We start from the raw sequence: 19,348 nt of genomic DNA on the forward strand, positions 1-19,348 counted from the left end.
TCGTCCTTCGAGACGGCGCTGACGCGCCTCCTCAGGATGAGGCTAAGCGGCATCCGTCTCCCTTGAAGCGACCGCCGCGCACTCCGCTCCTCATCCTGAGGAGCCCGCCTGAGGCGGGCGTCTCGAAGGATGGCCGCATTCGCCGCGCCTACTCCGACATCGGCTTGTCGGAGATGTCCCAGTCTTTCCCGGTGAAGGTGGAGATGAACAGCGTCTTCATCGGCGTGTAGTCCTCGGGCGTGTAGCTGTAGGTGACGCCGTCGAGGAAATAGGGCGAGTGGAAACCTTGGAGGTTCGATGCCTGCTTCAGCACGTTGGCGCGGGTCAGCTCATTGCCGCAGCGGCGCAGGATCTCGGCCATGGTGGCGGCCTGCCCGTAGCCGGCGAAAGCGATGGTGTTGTCGGGGTCGATCGCCGGCGTGTACTTCTTGCGCAGCTCCTCGAACGCCATCACGTCCGGGTCCTTCTCCCATTTCGGCAGGCCGACCTCCTTGTTGTAGCGGATCGCGACGATGCCGGTAGCGTTATCGAGGCCCGCGGCATTGAGGATCGAACGACCGGTGGAGCCGGCGGACAGGAGGTGCAGAGGCTTCCAGCCGAGCTCGGCCACTTTCCGGATCGACTGCGACGAGGCCTTGCCGGTCGAGATGTTGTAGAAGACGTCGGCTCCGGACTTGGAGAGATTGATGAGCTGGGAATCGACGGTCGGCTCGGTGAGATCATAGGTCTGCTCCATGATCACTTGCGCGGTGCCGCCGGCGTCAGTCAGCACCTTCTTGAAGGGACCGAGGAAGTCGCGGCCGAAGTCGTCGTTCTGGTAGAGGATGCCGATCTTCGCGTTCGGCTTCACGCTGACGACGTGGCGCGCGAGGATGCGCGCCTCGGTCGGATAGAGCGGCAGGCCCGCCATCGTCCACTTGAACTCTTTCGGATTATTCCACTTCGACGCGCCGGTGTTGAGCAACAGCTGCGGCACGCCCTTGGAGTTCAGGTATTTGTGCACGGCGGTCTGCGGCGCGGTGCCGAGCGAGCCGTACAATGCGAGCACTTCTTCCTGCTCGACCAGGCGGCGCGTGGCCTCGACGCATTTCGGCGCGCTGTAGGCGTCGTCCATGGTGAGGAACTTGACCTTGCGCCCGTTGATGCCGCCCTTCTCGTTCAGCATCTGGAAATAGGCTTCGCCGACGCGGCCGAGCACGCCGTACAGCGAGCCGGGGCCGGAATGCGGCACGGTCTGACCGATCTTGATCTCGGTGTCGCTGGCGCCCGCATCGTATTTCTTCTCCGCGGCCCAGACGTAGGGCGCGGGCAATGTCGATGCGGCGATGGTGGCGAGCGCGCCGGCGCTGAAATCGCGCCGCGATGGATTCTTGGTCATTGTTGTTTTCTCCCTGATGCGCGCATTGTGCTGACATCGCAGCTCGGCTCGCAAGTGGGAAGTCGCAGCTTTGCGACGCAATGACGCTCAAATCGGCAGGCGTTAGCGCCTAGACTCAAGTTTTCTCGGCAACGACGACGAGGCCACGCACCGGCTCATTGTTCTCGTTGCGCGGCGAGGCCGGGTCCAGCGTCAGCAGCTTCAACCCCGCCTTCGCGATGGCGCCGCGCACATATTCCGCGGAATGGGCATAACGCAGGCCGTCGCCGAGCACGATGCCGTCGCCCGCATGCGTCTCCAGCGTGAAGGCGAGCACGCCGCCTGAGACGAGCACGCGCCTTACTTCGCTCAGCACCGGTGCGAGATCGGAGAGATAGACGAACGCATCCGCGGCCACGACGAGGTTCGCGCTGGCATCTGGCTTGCCGCGCAGGCCCTCGATCATGTCGGCGACTTCGAGCTCGGCATAGAGGTTCGTCGCCCGCGCCTCCTTGATCATACCGGGCGACAAATCGATGCCGGTGAAATGGTCGACCTGCTTGGCGAAGGCAGCTGCCGCGAGCCCGGTGCCGCAACCGAGGTCGATGGTGCGCTTGAAGTAGGCGGGCTTCTTGGCGGCGACGCGCGCCGCCAGCACCGCCTTGAAGATCAGCGCAGGCGCGCGATAGCCGAGATCGTTGATCAGGGCGTGCTCGAAGCGCGGCGCGTATTGATCGAACAGCGCCTGCACGTAGGCCTTGGGCATCTCCGTCATTTCGGTATCGCCGAGCCGCATCAGGTGCAGGCCGGCGCCGTGCTGATCCCCGGGGTCGCATCGCCGCGCTTCACGAAAGGCCGCGATGGCCTTGTCGCGCTCGCCGAGCTGCTGACGGATCTCGCCGAGCGTGAACCAGGCCGAGGTGAAGTCGGGCGCGAGCTCGATCGCCTGCTCCAGGAGGTCCGCAGCCGCCGGCAGGTCGCCCTTGAGCTGGAGATCGCGCGCGAACTCGAAACGGCGGTCGGCCATGAGATCGCCGGAGGTCAGGAACAGGCGGAGCGGCATTGAGGAACCAGGAAACGAAATGGGTAAGTGACTCGAAGATGTAATGGTTCGACTTATATAACAGGCATGCGTCCGCAAGACATCCTGCTGCCAAATGCTGCCGGCCTGTGCTGCAAGCCCGGCGGCTTCCATATCGACCCCGTCCGCCCCGTGGAGCGGGCCGTGATCACCCACGGCCATTCCGACCATGCCCGTGCCGGCCATGGCGCGGTGCTGGCGACGCAGGAAACGCTGGACATGATGCGGCTGCGTTACGGCGAGAATTTCGCCGGCTCGACTCAGGCGATCCGCTATGGCGAGGAAATCCGGCTCGGCGACGTCAAGGTCAAGTTTCACCCGGCCGGCCACGTGCTGGGATCGGCGCAGGTCGCCGTCTCGTGCAAGGACACCTGCATCGTCGCCTCCGGCGACTACAAGGACGCGCCGGACCCGACCTGCACGCCGTTCGAGCTGGTGCCATGCGATGTCTTCATCACCGAGGCGACGTTCGGCCTGCCGGTCTTCAGGCATGGCGATGCGAGCGACGAGGTCAAGAAGCTGCTGGCTTCCGTCGCGCTGTTTCCGGAGCGCGCGCATCTCGTCGGCGCCTATTCGCTCGGAAAGGCGCAGCGCGTGATCAAGCTGCTGCGTCAGGCCGGCTATGATGCGCCGATCTACCTGCATGGCGCGATGGAGACGATCACGCATTATTATCAGAGCCGCGGGATCGACCTCGGCGAGCTCAAACCGGTAAAGGGCATGAAGAAGGCGGCACTCGCCGGCACCATCACGCTGGCGCCGCCCTCGGCCACCTCCGATCTCTGGACACGACGCTTTCCCGATCCGGTCACCGCCTTCGCCTCGGGCTGGATGCGCGTGCGCGCCCGCGCGCGGCAGCGCGGCGTCGAGCTGCCGCTGGTGATCTCCGACCACGCCGATTGGGACGGCCTCACCGCGACTATCGCGGCGACCGGCGCCGGCGAGATCTGGGTCACCCACGGCCAGGAAGATGCGCTGGTGCATTGGTGCCGGAGCAAAGGCCTGAAGGCGCAGCCGCTCGATCTCGTCGGCTATGGCGACGAGGAGGAGAGCGAGACGCCGATTCCAGGCGAGACCGAAGCATGAACCGCTTCGCCGAACTGCTCGACCGCATCGCCTATGAGCCCGGCCGCAATAACAAGCTGCGGCTGATCACCGGTTATTTTCGCGAGGTCGGCGACCCCGACCGCGGCTTTGCGCTCGCGGCGCTGACCGACGCACTCAGCTTCAAGCACGCCAAGCCGGCGCTGATCCGCGATCTCATCGCGGCACGCACCGATGAGGTGCTGTTCGGGCTGAGCTACGATTATGTCGGCGATCTCTCCGAGACGGTGGCGCTGATGTGGCCGAAGGCCGCGCTCGCCGCCCACAACAACCCGCCGCCACCGAGCCTCACCGAAGTCGTCACCACGCTGCGCACGCTCGGCAAGACCGAGTTGCCCAAGCAGCTCGAGCGCTGGCTCGACGAGCTCGACGAGACCGGCCGCTGGGCGCTGCTGAAGCTCGTCACCGGGAGCTTGCGCATCGGCATCTCCGCGCGCCTTGCCAAGACTGCGGCCGCCGCGCTCGGCGACAAGGACCCGCACGAGATCGAGCTGATCTGGCCGGGGCTCGTCCCGCCCTATCTCGACCTGTTCGCCTGGCTGGAGGGCCGCGGCGACAAGCCCGTCAACCGCGATCCCGCGCCGTTCCGCCCGGTGATGCTGGCGCATGCGATCGAGGGAAACGATTTCGCCGCGCTCGATGCAGCCGATTACATCGCCGAATGGAAATGGGACGGCATCCGGGTGCAGGCGGTGGCCGGGCGCGACGAGCGCGGCCATATCACCGCGCGGCTCTATTCGCGCACGGGCGAGGACATCACCGGAAGCTTTCCGGATCTCGTGCCGTCGCTGCGCCTGCCGGGCGCGATCGACGGCGAGCTCTTGATCCTGCGCGAGGGCCGGGTGCAGAGCTTCAACGTGTTGCAGCAGCGCCTCAACCGCAAGGTCGTCTCGCCGAAGCTGATCAAGGAGTTTCCGATTCACCTGCGCGCCTACGATCTGCTCGGCGACGACGAGAACGATCTGCGCGAGCTGCCTTTTGCCGAGCGGCGCGAGCGGCTGGAGCGATTCATCGCAAAGCTCGACGATCCCCGCATCGATCTCTCGCCCACCGTGCCCTTCGATAGCTGGGAAGCACTCACCGCCGCACGCGCGGATCCCGCGAGCGCCGGCGCCGGCGAGGACGCGGACGCCGTCGAAGGCGTCATGCTGAAGCGGCGCGATGCGCCTTATTTGCCGGGGCGGCCGAAGGGGCAATGGTGGAAGTGGAAGCGCGACCCGCACATCATCGACGCCGTGCTGATGTATGCGCAGCGCGGCCACGGCAAGCGTTCGTCCTACTACTCCGACTACACCTTCGGCGTCTGGACCGAGACCGAGAACGGCGAGGAGCTGGTGCCGGTCGGAAAAGCCTATTTCGGCTTCACCGACGAGGAGCTCTTGCAGATCGACCGCTTCGTCCGCCGCAACACCACGGAAAAATTCGGCCCCGTGCGTCATGTCGTGCATGAAGCGGACAAGGGGCTGGTGCTGGAGGTCGCCTTCGAGGGATTGCAGCGCTCGCCCCGGCACAAATCCGGCGTGGCCATGCGTTTCCCCCGCATCAGCCGCCTGCGCTGGGACAAGCCGCCGCGCGAGGCCGACCGGCTGGGGACGCTGGAGAAGATGCTGAAGGAAGAGGCGGCGGAGATCGAGGTGTGAGGCGCGCGCTGAGCCGAATTTTGGCGGCGCCTGAGCGCGCGCCTCGTCCTTCGAGACGACCGCTTCGCGGTCTCCTCAGGATGAGGCTAATCGGCGTCGGTGCACGTTATAGCTGCTGCCGCGCACTCCGTCCTCATCCTGAGGAGCCCGCGAAGCGGGCGTCTCGAAGGATGGCCGCAGGCAAACACTCTCAATAGCGTCGCGCGGGAGAGGTGACCGACCGTCCGAATTAAACTCCCGTAATCCGATTGACGGCCCCTTGCGGGTTCCCCATGTCCCCCGCCGTGCCCTATAATGGGTTCGAATCCGCTTCAGGAGTTTGCGATGGTCCAAGACGTCAGAGATTTGCCGGCCGGCCGCAGCGACGGCCTGCACCGCTTTCTCGGCGGCTCGCCGCTGGCGGTCGCGTTCCGCCTGGCGCTGCTCTCGATCCTGGTCGGCGTCGTGCTGGCGACGATCGGCTTCGACCCCTGGAACATCATCCACAGCATCCGCCTCCTGTTCCAGCGGCTGTGGGACCTCGGCTTCGACGCGGTGAACTGGCTGTGGCGCTACTTCCTGCTCGGTGCGGTTATCGTGATTCCGATCTGGCTGCTGTCGCGCGTGTTCGGCGCGCCACGCGGCAGGTAAGGATCGGATTGAGGGAGTGCGCAGCCGATGCAATTGCGGTTCGTCGGCTGCGGTGATGCCTTCGGTTCCGGCGGCAGGCTCAACACCTGCTTCCACGTCTCGGGGCGCAAAGCGAACTTCCTGATCGATTGCGGTGCGTCGGCTTTGCCGGCGCTGAAGCGGCTCGAGATCGATCGGGGCGACATCGAGCTGATCCTGATCACGCATTTCCATGGCGACCATTTTGCCGGCCTGCCGTTCTTTCTGCTCGACGCGCAATTCTCGCGGCGAATGCGGCCGCTGACGATCGCGGGCCCGCAAGGCATCGAGAGGCGGCTGCGCGAGGTGATGGAGGCGCTGTTCGAGCATTCCTCGAACACCAAGCCGCACTTCGAGCTGAACGTGGTCGAGCTCGCGCCCGGACAAAGCCGAGACTTCGCCGCGGTGAATGTGACGCCCTATCCGGTCGTGCACGGCGAATCGGGCGGACCGTTCCTAGCCTATCGCGTCGCGGCCGAGGGCCGCACGCTCGCCTACACCGCCGATACCGAATGGACGGAGACGCTCATTCCGCTGGCGCATGGCGCGGACCTTTTCATCGCCGAAGCCTATATGTACGAGAAGGTGGTCAAGAATCACCTCAGCCTGAAGACCTTGGAACAGCATCTGCCCGACATCGGCGCCAAGCGGCTCGTCCTCACCCATATGAGCGACGACATGCTCTCGCGCCTGGGCGAGGTCGAGCACCTCGCCGCCGAAGACGGCATGGTGCTCGTGTTCTGAAACATGCACGCGCCCGTCCATCACCGCGTCGGTAGCCGGCAGGTCTTCGCCATCGCAGGTCCTGCGATGATCGCGAACCTCACGACGCCGCTGATCGGCGTGGTCTCGACCACCGCGATCGGACGGCTCGACGATGCCGCGCTGCTCGGCGGCGTCGCGATGGCCTCCGTCATCTTCGACTGCCTGTTCTGGCTGTTCGGCTTCCTGCGCATGAGCACCCTCGCCTTCACCGCGCAGGCGCTCGGCGCGGGCGAGACGCGGGAGCAGACCGTGATCCTGGTGCGCGGCTTCATCGTCGCCGGCCTGATCGGCGCGGCGCTGATCGTGCTGCAGCTGCCGCTGGCAGGCGCACTGTTTGACCTGATGGGCGGCAGCGAGGGCGTGACGCAGGCCGCAAAGACCTATTTCATGATCCGGATCTGGTCCTCGCCTTTCGCCTTCGCCAATTACGTCATCCTCGGCTGGCTGGTGGGGCAGGCCCGCGCCAATCCGGCCCTTGTGCTTCAGGTTGTCATCAACCTCGTCAACATGGTCGCGACGATCCTGCTGGTGCTGGTCTACGACACCGGCATTGCCGGCGCGGCGATCGCCGCGCTTCTGTCCGAGACGATCGGCTTCATGCTCGGCGTGATCGTGTGCAGGCGCCATGCGGTCGGCGGTTTTGCCGTGCCTCGCGCGATGCTGTTCGATCGCGACAAGCTGATGCGGCTCTTGGCTGTCAACACCGACATCCTGATCCGCACTGCGGCGCTGATCGCCGTGTTCCTGTTCTTCACCGCCAAGGGCGCGCGGGCCGGCGACGTCACGCTGGCGGCGAACTCCGTGCTCAACAATTTCCTCCTGGTCAGCGCCTTCTTCCTCGACGGCCTTGCCAACGCGGCCCAGCAGCTCTGCGGCCGCGCCTTTGGCGGACGCGAGCCAAGGGATTTGCGGATTCGACCAGGCTGGTGCTGCTCTGGGGGCTCGGCTTCGCAATCGTCGTCGCCGTGCTGTTCGCAGCGTTCGGCCCTGACATCATCAACGTCATGACGGCGAGCGAGGACGTCCGCCGCGCCGCGCGCGAGTTCCTGCCCTTCATCGTGCTGGCGCCGGTCCCCGGCGTGTTCGCCTTCGGTTTCGACGGCATCTATGTCGGGGCGACCTGGGCGCGGGAGATGCGCAATCTGATGCTGCTCTCGCTCGCGATCTTCTTCGCCGCCTGGCTGGCGCTGCAATCGTTCGGCAATGCCGGCCTGTGGAGTGCGCTGATCGCGTTCTACGTCGCGCGCGGCGGCTTACAGGGCGCGAGGTATCCGGCGCTGTACCGGGCGACGTTTTCTTCTCCTTCTCCCCGCTTGCGGGGAGAAGGTTGGGATGAGGGGGAGTCTCCTCAAGGACGGTGAGAGCTGGATTCGCGGAGAGTCCCCCTCACCCGGAATTTGCTTTCGCAAATTCCGGCCTCTCCCCGCAGGCGGGGAGAGGCGAAGAGCTACATCCCCGGCCAGTCTTCCGCCGTCAGCGTCGCCGCGTCGGCGCCGACGATCTCCGACAGCGAATCCCGCCCCGTCCGCAGCAATGTCGACGTCAGGTCGCGCTTGATCTCGTCGACAAGGCCGAGGCCCTTGTAGACCAGCGACGAATAGAGCTGGATCAAACTGGCGCCGGCGCGGATCTTGGTCAGCGCGGCGCCGCCCGAATCCACGCCGCCGACGCCGATCAGCGGGAATGCGCCCTCGACGCGCACATAGGTTTCCGCGACCATGCGCGTCGACAGACGGAACAGCGGCCGGCCGGACAGGCCGCCTTGCTCCTTCGCCCGCGTCTCTTCACGCAACGTGCTCGGCCGCGCGACCGTGGTGTTCGACACGATCATGCCGTCGACCCGGCGCGAGCGCGCGACCTGCACGACGTCGTCGAGCTGGGCGAGGCTCAAATCCGGCGCGATCTTGAGCAGCACCGGCGTGTCGCCGGCCTTCTGCCTGACACGCTCGCGGGCCTCGATCACGCGCGCGAGCAGATCGTCGAGCAGCGCGCCTTCCTGAAGGTTGCGCAGGCCCGGCGTGTTCGGCGAGGAGACGTTGACGGTGAAATAGCTCGCCACCGGCGCGAAGGTCTCGATCAGCTTGACGTAGTCGCCGACGCGGTCCGGCGAATCCTTGTTGGCGCCGACATTGACGCCGACGATGCCGCCGTGCTGCGCCCGCGCGGCAAGCCGGCGCAGAGCCGCCTCCGCGCCGTCGTTGTTGAAGCCCATGCGGTTGATGATCGCCTCGTCGCGCTCGAGACGGAAGAGCCGCGGCCGCGGATTGCCGGCTTGCGGCTTCGGCGTCACGGAGCCGATCTCGACGAAACCGAAGCCGAGCCGCAGCAGCGCGTCCGGCACCTCGGCGCTCTTGTCGAAGCCCGCGGCCATGCCGATCGGATTGGGAAAGTTCAGCCCGAAGGCGCGCACCGCGAGCTTGGGATCATCGGCACGCGGCTTGACCGGCGGCAGGAAGCGCAGGCCCTGGATCGCGAGGCGATGCGCGTCCTCGGGATCGAGCCAGCGCAGCACCGGCAGCGAAAAGGCGTCGAACGCGCGGATCACGGCAACAGCTCCGGAACATCGTGACCGCCGTCGGAGCGCGTGTTGAGGTTTATCACCGCGATCACCGCGCCGAGATCGAGCTCGCCATAGAGATGCGGGAAGAGCTCGTCATTGCGCGAGCGTTCCCAGCGCAGCTCGCTGCCGAGCGCGTCGCCGTCGACCTCGACCAGGAACAGCGCGCGCTGCCCGAAATAGTGCTTGCGCAGGGTCTCGGGAACCTGGGCCGCGGTCGAGAAATGGATGAACCCGTCGCGCGCGTCATCTGCGCTGCCCCGGTAGACACCCTGCCGTTCCGCCTCGCGCCAGGCCGAGGCCGGACAGATTTTGTAGATCTTGACCACCGCTACCGCAGCCTTGTTTGTTCTTTGAGTCTCTTGGGTTTTTTCGCTTTTCGCGGGTCCTCGAAACTCGGGCGCGACCGTAAAGGCCGCCCCTTCCGAACTCAAGGCTTAGTGCCTTTTCCGCGCCGATGAAATCGGCACGGGGCTCCAGATTCCCGTTTTGCGCGCTTTCCTGACGCGAACGGCTACCCGTTTCGTTTGCGAACGCCGCCTCGGTCGCCTCTTGCGCGAAAAACGGAAAACCGGTTGATTTGAGGACAGTTTTCCTGAGTTGCGACGGGCTGGACCTTCCATGGTCAGACAGGCCAAAGCGCAGAGGATGCTGACTCACGACCAGATCTGGGCCGCGCTGGACCGGCTGGCGGCGCGCGCCGGATTGTCGCCGTCCGGCCTTGCCAAGCGTGCCGGGCTCGACCCCACGACGTTCAACAGGTCCAAGCGGGTCACCGCGGACGGCCGCGAGCGCTGGCCCTCGACCGAATCGATCGCAAAAGCGCTGGCGGCGGCCGACGCCTCGATCGACAGCTTTGCGAAGCTGATTGATGACGACGGTGGAAGCGGCCGCGGCTCGGTGCCGCTGCTCGGCTTTGCACAGGCCGGAATGAGCGGCGCCTTTGATGAGGCGGGTCTTCCAACCGGCAGGGGCTGGACCGAGATCGCGCTTCCGATCGGAGAGGACGGTCAAGTCTTTGCGCTGGAGATTTCCGGCGCTGCGCTACTGCCTGCCTATCGCGACGGTGACATCATCCTGGTCTCGCCTGCGGCGCCGATCCGCAAGGGTGATCGCGTGGTGGTCAAGATCAAGACGGACGAGATCACGATTGCGACCCTGAAGCGCCGCACGGCAAAGACCCTGGACTTGGCGCCCCTCGATGCGTCACAGGCGGCGCGAACGGTGGCGGCGAGCGATGTCGCCTGGGTTGCGCGGATCCTCTGGGCGAGCCAGTGATGGCGCCGCTCACGCACTCCTTGCCAGTGCGCCGTCGATCATGTTGACCGCGTTCTGCACGCCGTAGACCGCGACGAAGGAGCCGAAGCGCGGGCCCTTCTCCTGGCCGAGCAGCACCTGGTAGAGCATGTTGAACCAGTCCAGCGTCACGCCGGGGCGGCCGTCCTTGCCCTTCTTGACCTGATCGAGGAACGGCTCGCGGCGGCCGATCTCGTAGACGACGTTCTGGATGTCCTCGGCCGAGGCATCCTGCGCCAGCTGCGACAGCGCATCGCGCAAATCCTGCAGCGCGGCGCGCTCGCTGTCCGTGGGTACGCGGAACTGCTTCGTCGGCGCGACGAAGTCGCGATAATAGTTGATGGCGTAACCGACCATCGCATCCAGCTTCGGATGCGTCTGCGGGCTCACGCCAGGGCGGTAGCGGCCGATGAAGCCCCAGAGCGTCTCGGCGTTCTCCGCGTTCGACGACGACACCAGCGTCAGGAGCAGCTGGAAGGTGACGGGCATGTCGCCCGTCGGCGGCTTGCCGTTGTGGATGTGCCAGACCGGATTGCCGAGCTGCTGCTTGCCGTCCTGCTTCGGAAAGCCGTCGAGGAATTGCTGGTAGTCGTCGACGTTACGCGGGATGACGTCGAAATACAGCCGCTTGGCCGCCTTCGGCTCGCGATACATGAACAGCGACAGCGATTCCGGCGAGGCGTAGCGCAGCCATTCGTCGATGGTCAGGCCGTTGCCCTTTGACTTCGAGATCTTCTGGCCCTTCTCGTCGAGGAAGAGCTCGTAGTTGAAACCTTCGGGCGGCGTGCTGCCGAGCGCTCTGGCGATCGCGCCGGACAGCTTCACGGAATCGATCAGGTCCTTGCCGGCCATCTCGTAGTCGACGCCGAGCGCGACCCAGCGCATCGCCCAGTCGGCCTTCCACTGGCACTTGACGTTGCCGCCGGTGACGGGCGTTTCAACTTCCTGGTTGGTGTCGGGATCGACATAGGTCACCGTGCCGGCCGCGACGTCGCGGCGGATCATCGGCACCTGCAGCACGACGCCCGTGGTCTTGCTAATGGGCAGGAACGGCGAATAGGTCGCGCGGCGATCCGGGCCCAGCGTCGGCAGGATGATCGCCATGATCTCATCGTAGGCGGCGAGCATCTTCAGCAGCGTCGCATCGAACCGGCCCGACGTGTAATAGTCGGTCGAGCTCGCGAACTCGTAGTCGAAGCCGAAATGATCCAGAAACGCGCGCAAGCGCGCGTTATTGTGCGCGCCGAACGACGGATATTCGTTCGAAAACGGATCCGGCACCCGCGTCAGCGGCTTGCCGATATGAGCGGCCAGCATCTCCTTGTTCGGAACGTTGTCGGGCACCTTCCGGAAGCCGTCCATGTCGTCGGAGAATGCCAACAGGCGCGTCTTGACCTTGTCCTCGGTGAGCACGCGGAAGGCGTGGCGCACCATCGAGGTGCGCGCCACCTCGCCGAACGTGCCGATATGCGGCAGGCCGGACGGACCATAGCCGGTCTCGAAAAGCACCTCGTCCTTCGGGCTTTTTTTCAGCCGCGCGACAATGGCCTTCGCCTGCTCGAACGGCCAGGCGTTGGATTGTTCGGCGAGCGCACGCAACTCGCTCGGGTTTGCGGCTAGATCAATAACGGACATCAGGGGCCTCCGGGCCGCGGAAAATAGCGATTTCCCGGCAGAATGCAAAAGCTGCGAGCTAATACCCCCAGCCGTCTCCCGGTTGCGGTTGAGGGCTATCGGATAGCGTGCGCAGAATGCAGCGGCATCGGCAGTGGGCTCCCTCCCCCGCTTGCGGGGGAGGGTTGGGGAGAGGGTGTCTCCGCGCTGGGACTATTGGGATCAACTGAAGATGTCCCTGCGTGGCGAGAGCCCTCACCCGCCGCGCTCTGCGAGCGCGTCGGCCTCTCCCGCAAGCGGGAGAGGCGAAGCAAGCCCGCAGACAGTCCTCGTGGAATCCATATGCGAGAGCCCAGCCGCGCGGGACGATGCATCGCATCGGCCGGCAGGTGGATTGAATGCGATGCGGCTCAATGCGCTGCTGAGGCCGAGCGCTTGGTCGCCACTTGCTTCGGGGCCGGCTTCGCGCTGGCCTGCGGTGCGCTGTCCCAGCCGCCGTTCGGGGCCGCCACGTTGACGGCATCGTCGGGCTGCGGCTCGGCGTTGAAGGTCTGGATCGCAAGCTTGGCGGCCGCGAGCGATTGCGGGTCGAGGCGCTTGGCGACGTCGTCGCGCTTGCCGGCGGCATCCGCATCGCCCTGGGCAGCTGCCAGGTTGAACCATTTGTAGGATTCGGCGAGGTTCTGCTCGACGCCGATGCCGCGGGCATAGAGGATGCCGAGGTTGAACTGGCTGTCGGCGACGCCGCGATCGGCCGCTTTCCGGAACCACTGCGCCGCGCTCTTGTAATTGGCGCCGCGACCGCCGCCGTCGGCATCGAGCACGGCGAGATTGTGCATCGCCTTGGCGTTGCCGCGCTCGGCGGCCTGGGTGTAGTAGCGGCGCGCGATGTCGGCGTCCTTCTTCACCCCTAGGCCCTTTTCGTAGAGCGTGCCGAGGCGGAAGATTGCGGGGACGACCCCGGCCTGCGCGGCGCGGTCGTACCACTTCGCCGCTTCGTCGTAATTCGTGGCGACGCCCTTGCCTTCGGCAAAGCGCACGCCGATCTCGTAGGCCGCCGTCGCATCGCCCTTCATCGCGGCGCTGCGCAAGACCGGGCCGCCGATGCCGTCAGGCAGCTTCTCGCTCGGCGGCACCTGTACGACGCCGAGCCTGGCGCGGCTGGTGCCCGACAGCGCGCCGGTGACGTCGCTGGAGGCCGGCGGCACCGCCGCGGCAGGCGCTTGCGGGATTTCGACCGAAGCCGAGCCGCCGGACCCGGGAATGGGCGCCGGTGCGGCATTGTTCTGCGACTGTCGTCCGATCGGTGTCGGCGACGTCATCGACGGGGTGATCTGCTCGGGCGCGGCTGGCTTGGTCTCGACCGGCGGCGGCGCCGGCTGCGGTGCCGGCTCGCTCGGGATGTTTTGCATCGCCTGCGGCGTCGGTGACGTGCTGCCGCCTTCGAGCAGGTTCATCGCCATCTTGAAGGTGCCAAGCACGATCACGACCACGCTCGCGCCCACCAGCAGCGAGCGGATCTTGGAGGTGATGGTCGAGCCGCCTTCCTGGCCCTTCTCCTTGGCGCGGGCGATCGCGCCCTTGGCGCCGCGGGCCGGCTTCTCGGGCGGCTGTGCGGCGGCAGCTTGCGCCGCGCGGCGCGCGGCCGCGATGAAGCTCGACGACGACACCGACTCCTTCGGCGCGGCGGCAATTCCGCTGATCGCGCTTTCGGAGGCGGCGATGCGTTCCGACGGCGTGGCGACGCGCCCGCCCGGCCGTGTGCCCGGCTCGAGCGGGTGATCCGGCGGCAGTTCCGGCGCGAGTGCAGCGCGCGCCGTGTGCGGCTCCAGGATCTCACTGATCGCGCGCGGCGGAACCGGCGGAGCCGCCGGCACGGGCGGCGGCGCGGTGGGGGTGGCGGCGTGGAACTCGCGCGGTGCGGCGACGAAGGCAGCCGGGGGCGCCTGCGCGGCAGCTGGATTGGGCAGCTCGGGCTTCGGATCGTATTTCGGCGGCTGTGCTGGCGGTTGCGGCCGCGGCTCGCGTGCCATCGGCGCCGGCTCCATCGCCGCCGCCATCGGCATCGACATCGGCTGTGGGGCGGGGGAAGGCGGCGCGGTGCGCACCGCGCGCAGATCGCCCTCGATCATCGAGAGGCGATCGACGACGTGACCGAGCGCGCTGTGGACGGCCTCGAGCGAGTCCTGGGTGTGCCGGTTGGTCTCGGCCTGACTGAAGCGGATGTCGGAGAGCTCGCGCTTGACGAGATCGACCATGCCGGAATCGGGCGGCGGCGCGGCGTTGCGGCTCTCGGCGAGGGCCGCATAGGTCGCCTGCTGCCGTTCCAGGTGCCTGAGGATGTCGTGCAGCCCGTCCTCGACGCGGCTCAAATTGCCGTTACGCGGATCGGCGGCGGCCTCGATCCGCTCCAGGAGATAGGAAACACGCTGCTCGAGATGGGCGAAGGTCGAGGCCGAATCGTTGCCGACCTGCATGCGGTCGAAGCGGTCCGACAGCGCGCGGATCGCAGCTTCCAGATGCTCGGTGCTCTCCGACGGCTGCGGCCGCTCGCGCGTTTCCAGCGCCGCCGTGAGCGCCGCGATGCGCTGCTCCAGCGCCGCAAAGCTGTCGCCGTGGCCGGAGGCGCGGGTGATCTGGTCGACCTTGGACGACAGCAGCTGCACGTCTTCGGACAGCCGCGCCAGCGCCTCGTTGGAGGCGACGTTGGAGACGATGGCGCGCAGCGCGGAGATCGCGCCTTCGAGCTGCTGCACGGTCGAGGGATCGTCATTGGCGCGCAGGATCAGGTCGAGCTTGGCGCCGAGATTGCGGATCGCCTCGTCGTAGCCGGTGAGCTGCTCGGCCGGCGTCAGCGTGCGCAACACCTGCTTGATGTCGGACAGTGCGCGCTCGATGCCGGCAAGAACCTGCCCGTCAGTGCCGTTGGAGCGGGTCTCGTCGATACGACGGTGCAGCGAGCGGATCTCGTTCTCGATCGATTCGATCGCGCGCCGCGGCATCGCCTCGGTGATGGCGGCGCGGATTTCGGCCAGCTCGCTGCGGAAGGCGTTGATGGCCTGCTCGGTATTGTCAGGCCGCTGCAGCGATTCGATCTGGCTCGTGATCTTGAGCAGATGGCGCTCGAGCGAGGAAAAATCCGGCCCCGGCTGCGGTGGCGCGTAGGCAGGCGCGGGCGGCGCCATCGGCGGCGCGTATGGAGCCGTTGGCGCAAGCGGCGGCGCGGCACGCGGCGGCATCTGCCGCGGCGCAAAGCCGTCGAGCTCACTCTGGCGCGCGGTGATCTCGGCGACCGCGACGTCGAACGAAGCCGGGCTCAGGGGTGGTGAGCCGCGATAGACTTGCGCGGCGGCGCGCTCGACGGCGTCGGCCTGGCGCTGGCGCGTCTCGGCCGGGGTGGGGCGAGGGGCCTGCGGTTGCGGCGCTTGCCGCTGTGGACGGGAGATCTGCGACAGGCGCGCGTCGAGCCGCGAGATCGCATCGTTGAGCTGGCGCGCGACGCCCTGCTCGCGCGAGACGTCTGGTCTTGAGGAGTCTTGTCTTGAGGCGTCTTGTCTTGAGGAGTCTTGGCGCGGCGCGGGTTTTGAGATCCGCTCGATCTGCTGGGCGATCGCGTCGAGCCGCCGGTGGATGTCGGCGACTTCGCGGCTCTCCTGGCTCGGTCCTTGGCTCGGCACGTGCTGCGGACGCTGATCGTAAGGTCCGCGGAAGTTGGGCGGGGCAGTTTCGCCGAGCGTGGAGTTCAGCCAGTCGTTGAGCGACATGCCGGCACGGCGCGCAGCAGCCTCGGCCCGCTCCCGGACGGATGGATCGATGCCGTCGACACTCCACGATACGCGCGAATTCATGACTCTGTCCGGTTCCGACTTCGGCACCCCACCCCGGCGCCTCCAGCTTCCCCACGCGTGCCGGTTGCAAAGACAATCGAATTTGGCGCGGGTCGTCTGCCTCGAAAACCGACTTTTTCCTGTTACGGTAAATAACGAGTTAAGGAATGCGGCGTGGCTGTCTTAAAGTTGGGCGGCGGGAACCGGGGGGCGGTGTTGTGTCGCTCATCCGGTCCCGAAACAAACCGGTGTCATGCCCCGCGAAGGCGGGGCATCCAGTACGCTGCGGCTCCTCGGCTCTAGCCGCGCCGTCTCTGGAATACTGGATCGCCCGCCTTCGCGGGCGATGACAGCGAGGAGGCGGAAAGGGCTCGCGTAACGTCGGCGCCCTCAGCCCTTCTCGCGCTTGCCATCCTCCAGCGGCACCACTGTCGCCTTGCCGCTCATCGCCGATAGCGCCTCCAGCGCCTCCTCGCAGAAGTCGGCCACCATCTGCTCGTGGCGGGCGCCGAGCTGGAGCAGCAGCAGATTGCCGAGGTCGAGCCGTCCCTCCGCCGTGCCGTCGGGAAAGCGCTTCTTCAGGATCCGCTCGTAATTGGCGTGGCGGTCGCGGTGGTGCTCCAGGCGGGCCATCAGGTCGGTGCGCATGGGCTCGATGTCGATGCTGTCGAGCGCGTGCAGCCGCACCAGGAGGTCGTCCTTGATCGAGGGCGGCGTGCTTGGCCGCGCGGCCCAGTGCCGCAGTGCTGTTCGGCCCTCGGGAGTCAGCGTATAGATCAGTTTATTGGGCTTGCCCGACTGCACGACCTCGCGGCCCTGGATGTAGCCGCGGTCCCGCAGCTTGGAGAGCTCGCGGTAGATCTGCTGATGGTCGGCTTTCCAGAAGAAGCCGATCGAGGAATCGAACGTCTTGGCGAGCTCGTAGCCCGTCATCGGGCGTTCCGTCAGGCATGCGAGGATTGCGTCGCCCAGTGCCATGACCGGCCCCCTTCTTTAGGTTTGACCAAGTTGCTTGACTTTATGCGCATCGGCGCATATGCGTCAATGTGCATATGAGGCAGCGTGCAGGCGGGCCACAGGCCCGACTGGAATAATCAAGTGAAATCAATCTCCTCGCTACTGTGCATGGGGCTGTTTTCGCAACTTTTGCCCTAGCCTTGAGGGAGGCATCCGAGAATGACCGGCCTCGATTCCTGGTACGCCTACATGAAGTCCCACGACCGCGCCGCGCTCTGGGACCTCCTGCATCCCGACGCCGTGTTCGAAAGCCCGGTCGTGCACACGCCGCAAGCCGGCCGCGACATCACCTTCAAATACCTCTCCAGCGCCGAGAAGGTGCTCGGCGGCCCCGGCTTCACCTATGTCGGCGAGTGGCGCAGCGATAAAGGCGCGGTGCTCGAATTCAAGAATGTCATCGACGGCATCGAGATCAACGGCGTCGACATCATCAGCTTCGATAGCGAAGGACGCATCACCCACTTCAAGGTGATGGTGCGTCCGCTCAAGGCGATCAACATGCTGCACCGCCTCATGGCGGAGCAGCTTGCCGCCGCCCAATCATAAGCCCAACATCCCCTTCAAGCCCCAATACTTCAAGGACACGCCGGGAGACCACCATGCCGATCTATAAAGCCCCCGTCGAAGACGTGAACTTCCTGCTCAACGACGTCTTCCAGATCGATCGCTACGACAATCTCGCCGGCTTCTCCGATGCGTCCAGCGACGTGCGCGAGGCCATCCTCGGCGAAGCCGCCAAGCTCGCCGAAGAGGTGCTGCAGCCGCTCAACCGCGTCGGCGATCTCGAAGGCTGCAAGCGCGCGGACGACGGCAGCGTCACCACGCCGACGGGCTTCAAGGAGGCCTTCAAGCAGGTCGCCGAGGGCGGCTGGCTCGGCCTGTCGGCGCCGACTGAATATGGCGGGCAGGGCCTGCCGGTGACGCTCTCGCAAGCCGTCAACGAATTCCAGATCTCCGCCAACATGGCGTTCTCGATGTATGGCGGCCTCACCATGGGCGCGACCGCGGCGCTCTTGGTGCACGGCTCGCCGGAGCAGAAGAAGACCTACGTGCCGAAGATGGTGGCCGGCGAATGGACCGGCACCATGAACCTCACCGAGCCGCATTGCGGCACCGATCTCGGCATGCTCCGCACCAAGGCAGTGCGGCAGGCGGACGGCAGCTTCAAGATCACGGGCACCAAGATCTTCATCTCGGCCGGTGAGCACGATCTCGCCGACAACATCATCCATCTCGTGCTCGCCCGCATCGAGGGCGCGCCGGCCGGCATCAAGGGCGTGTCGCTGTTCGTGGTGCCGAAGTTCCTCGTCAACGCCGACGGTTCGGTGGGCGCGCGCAACGGCGTCGTCTGCGGCTCGATCGAGCACAAGATGGGCATCCACGGCAATTCGACCTGCGTGATGAACTACGACAACGCCACCGGCTGGCTGATCGGCGAAGAGAACAAGGGCATGCAGGGCATGTTCGTGATGATGAACGAGGCCCGGCTCGGCGTCGCCGTGCAGGGCCTCGCGCAGTCCGAGGTCGCCTATCAGAACGCGGTCGCCTATGCCCGCGAGCGCATCCAGGGCCGCGCGCTCACCGGCGCCAAGGCGCCGGACAAGCAGGCCGACCCGATCATCGTGCATCCCGACGTGCGCCGCACGCTGCTCTCGATCCGCGCATTCAACGAGGCCGCGCGCGCCTTCGTGATGTGGACCGCGCTGAAGAGCGACGTCGCCCATCGCTCCGAAGACCCCAAGGACCGCCAGGCCGCCGACGACCACATGGGCCTGATGACCCCGGTGCTGAAGGGCTTCCTCACTGACTATGGCTTCGCCAACGCGGTGCAGGCGCAGCAGATGTATGGCGGCCATGGCTACATCGCCGAGCAGGGCATGGAGCAGTTCGTGCGCGATGCGCGCATCGCCATGATCTATGAAGGCGCCAACGGCATCCAGGCGCTCGACCTCGTCGGCCGCAAGCTGCCGCGCGACGGCGGCCGCGCCATCATGGCCTTCTTCGGCGAGGTCATGGCGTTCGCCAAGGAGAACGGCGGCGACGAGACGCTGAAGCCCTTCATCACGCCGCTCTCGACCTCGCTCGGCCATCTGCAGCAGGCGACGACCTGGCTGATGCAGAACGCGATGGCGAAGCCTGACAATGCGGGGGCCGCCGCAACCGATTACCTGCATCTCTTCGGCTTCGTCGCGCTCGGCTACATGTGGGCGCGGATGGCCAAGGTGACGCTAGCCAAGATTGCCGAGAGCGGGCAGACGCCCTATCTCTCCACAAAACTCGTCACCGGCCGCTTCTTCATGGAGCGGATGCTGCCGGAGACCGCCGCCAATCTCGCGCGCATCCAGGCCGGTTGCGCCACCATCATGGAACTGCCGGCGGACGCGTTCTGAGCCTGCTTCCGCTGCCTGCTCCCAATCGTAACGAACATCACATCAGGAGGGC

General features: G+C 66.3%; 14 protein-coding genes and 1 pseudogene. 8 read left to right on the forward strand and 7 right to left on the reverse strand.

Annotated features, from left to right (window positions below; translation table 11 throughout):
• Nucleotides 1–148 precede the first annotated feature (148 nt).
• Both ABIA40_RS32945 and ABIA40_RS32950 read right to left on the reverse strand, forming a co-directional pair.
• Entirely contained in the window at nt 149–1,378 is a 1,230-nt protein-coding gene (locus ABIA40_RS32945) for an ABC transporter substrate-binding protein (protein WP_404545435.1), read from the reverse strand.
• Between the two features lie 115 nt (nt 1,379–1,493).
• Nucleotides 1,494–2,420 (reverse strand): methyltransferase domain-containing protein, encoded by a 927-nt coding sequence (locus ABIA40_RS32950; RefSeq protein WP_404545436.1) that lies wholly within the window; start codon nt 2,418–2,420, stop codon nt 1,494–1,496.
• Between the two features lie 66 nt (nt 2,421–2,486).
• Here ABIA40_RS32950 and ABIA40_RS32955 point away from each other — a divergent pair, with 66 nt between their 5' ends.
• The 5 genes and pseudogenes from ABIA40_RS32955 to ABIA40_RS32975 all read left to right on the forward strand — a co-directional run bounded on the left by ABIA40_RS32955 (nt 2,487) and on the right by ABIA40_RS32975 (nt 7,956).
• Nucleotides 2,487–3,524, forward strand: a complete 1,038-nt coding sequence (locus ABIA40_RS32955) for a ligase-associated DNA damage response exonuclease (RefSeq protein ID WP_404545437.1) — start codon at nt 2,487–2,489, stop codon at nt 3,522–3,524.
• Nucleotides 3,521–5,182 (forward strand): ATP-dependent DNA ligase, encoded by a 1,662-nt coding sequence (locus ABIA40_RS32960; protein WP_404545439.1) that lies wholly within the window; start codon nt 3,521–3,523, stop codon nt 5,180–5,182. The genes ABIA40_RS32955 and ABIA40_RS32960 overlap by 4 nt, the downstream gene beginning before the upstream one ends.
• 324 nt (nt 5,183–5,506) lie before the next feature.
• A complete protein-coding gene (locus ABIA40_RS32965) occupies nt 5,507–5,812 on the forward strand; it encodes a DUF6460 domain-containing protein (protein WP_271546290.1) in 306 nt (101 codons plus the stop codon).
• Between the two features lie 27 nt (nt 5,813–5,839).
• Entirely contained in the window at nt 5,840–6,574 is a 735-nt protein-coding gene (locus tag ABIA40_RS32970) for an MBL fold metallo-hydrolase (protein WP_404545441.1), read from the forward strand.
• Nucleotides 6,575–6,577: 3 nt separating this feature from the next.
• Nucleotides 6,578–7,956: pseudogene (locus tag ABIA40_RS32975) on the forward strand (MATE family efflux transporter).
• A gap of 86 nt (nt 7,957–8,042) precedes the next feature.
• On the opposite strand, the gene ABIA40_RS32980 reads toward ABIA40_RS32975, so the two are convergent.
• Nucleotides 8,043–9,140: a quinone-dependent dihydroorotate dehydrogenase gene (locus tag ABIA40_RS32980; protein WP_035996478.1), complete on the reverse strand. Its 1,098-nt coding sequence runs from the start codon at nt 9,138–9,140 to the stop codon at nt 8,043–8,045.
• Entirely contained in the window at nt 9,137–9,481 is a 345-nt protein-coding gene (locus tag ABIA40_RS32985; RefSeq protein ID WP_271546282.1) for a DUF952 domain-containing protein, read from the reverse strand. The genes ABIA40_RS32980 and ABIA40_RS32985 overlap by 4 nt, the downstream gene beginning before the upstream one ends.
• A 292-nt stretch (nt 9,482–9,773) precedes the next feature.
• On the opposite strand from ABIA40_RS32985, the gene ABIA40_RS32990 reads away from it, so the two are divergent.
• Nucleotides 9,774–10,430: a helix-turn-helix transcriptional regulator gene (locus tag ABIA40_RS32990; protein WP_157285681.1), complete on the forward strand. Its 657-nt coding sequence runs from the start codon at nt 9,774–9,776 to the stop codon at nt 10,428–10,430.
• A gap of 9 nt (nt 10,431–10,439) precedes the next feature.
• Here ABIA40_RS32990 and ABIA40_RS32995 read toward each other — a convergent pair whose 3' ends face one another.
• The 3 genes from ABIA40_RS32995 to ABIA40_RS33005 form a co-directional block, all read right to left on the reverse strand.
• Nucleotides 10,440–12,083: a lysine--tRNA ligase gene (locus ABIA40_RS32995; RefSeq protein WP_271546278.1), complete on the reverse strand. Its 1,644-nt coding sequence runs from the start codon at nt 12,081–12,083 to the stop codon at nt 10,440–10,442.
• 389 nt (nt 12,084–12,472) lie between these two features.
• Nucleotides 12,473–15,910 (reverse strand): hypothetical protein, encoded by a 3,438-nt coding sequence (locus tag ABIA40_RS33000; RefSeq protein ID WP_404545444.1) that lies wholly within the window; start codon nt 15,908–15,910, stop codon nt 12,473–12,475.
• A gap of 369 nt (nt 15,911–16,279) precedes the next feature.
• Nucleotides 16,280–16,867, reverse strand: a complete 588-nt coding sequence (locus tag ABIA40_RS33005) for a PadR family transcriptional regulator (RefSeq protein ID WP_035996500.1) — start codon at nt 16,865–16,867, stop codon at nt 16,280–16,282.
• Nucleotides 16,868–17,065: 198 nt separating this feature from the next.
• Here ABIA40_RS33005 and ABIA40_RS33010 point away from each other — a divergent pair, with 198 nt between their 5' ends.
• Both ABIA40_RS33010 and ABIA40_RS33015 read left to right on the forward strand, forming a co-directional pair.
• Nucleotides 17,066–17,452, forward strand: coding sequence for a nuclear transport factor 2 family protein (locus ABIA40_RS33010; protein ID WP_025033468.1), 387 nt, complete (start codon nt 17,066–17,068; stop codon nt 17,450–17,452).
• A 53-nt stretch (nt 17,453–17,505) separates the two neighbouring features.
• Entirely contained in the window at nt 17,506–19,296 is a 1,791-nt protein-coding gene (locus tag ABIA40_RS33015; protein WP_404545447.1) for an acyl-CoA dehydrogenase C-terminal domain-containing protein, read from the forward strand.
• Nucleotides 19,297–19,348: the final 52 nt, after the last annotated feature.

Origin of the sequence: Bradyrhizobium sp. USDA 223, from assembly GCF_044909005.1 — a bacterium.
Lineage (GTDB): Bacteria > Pseudomonadota > Alphaproteobacteria > Rhizobiales > Xanthobacteraceae > Bradyrhizobium > Bradyrhizobium yuanmingense.

Coding starts and splice junctions, on each gene's coding strand:
- ABIA40_RS32945 (WP_404545435.1), bottom strand. CDS start 1,378: ATGACCAAGAATCCATCGCGGCGCGATTTCAGCGCCGGCGCGCTCGCC.
- ABIA40_RS32950 (WP_404545436.1), bottom strand. CDS start 2,420: ATGCCGCTCCGCCTGTTCCTGACCTCCGGCGATCTCATGGCCGACCGC.
- ABIA40_RS32955 (WP_404545437.1), top strand. CDS start 2,487: ATGCGTCCGCAAGACATCCTGCTGCCAAATGCTGCCGGCCTGTGCTGC.
- ABIA40_RS32960 (WP_404545439.1), top strand. CDS start 3,521: ATGAACCGCTTCGCCGAACTGCTCGACCGCATCGCCTATGAGCCCGGC.
- ABIA40_RS32965 (WP_271546290.1), top strand. CDS start 5,507: ATGGTCCAAGACGTCAGAGATTTGCCGGCCGGCCGCAGCGACGGCCTG.
- ABIA40_RS32970 (WP_404545441.1), top strand. CDS start 5,840: ATGCAATTGCGGTTCGTCGGCTGCGGTGATGCCTTCGGTTCCGGCGGC.
- ABIA40_RS32990 (WP_157285681.1), top strand. CDS start 9,774: ATGGTCAGACAGGCCAAAGCGCAGAGGATGCTGACTCACGACCAGATC.
- ABIA40_RS32995 (WP_271546278.1), bottom strand. CDS start 12,083: ATGTCCGTTATTGATCTAGCCGCAAACCCGAGCGAGTTGCGTGCGCTC.
- ABIA40_RS33000 (WP_404545444.1), bottom strand. CDS start 15,910: ATGAATTCGCGCGTATCGTGGAGTGTCGACGGCATCGATCCATCCGTC.
- ABIA40_RS33005 (WP_035996500.1), bottom strand. CDS start 16,867: ATGGCACTGGGCGACGCAATCCTCGCATGCCTGACGGAACGCCCGATG.
- ABIA40_RS33010 (WP_025033468.1), top strand. CDS start 17,066: ATGACCGGCCTCGATTCCTGGTACGCCTACATGAAGTCCCACGACCGC.
- ABIA40_RS33015 (WP_404545447.1), top strand. CDS start 17,506: ATGCCGATCTATAAAGCCCCCGTCGAAGACGTGAACTTCCTGCTCAAC.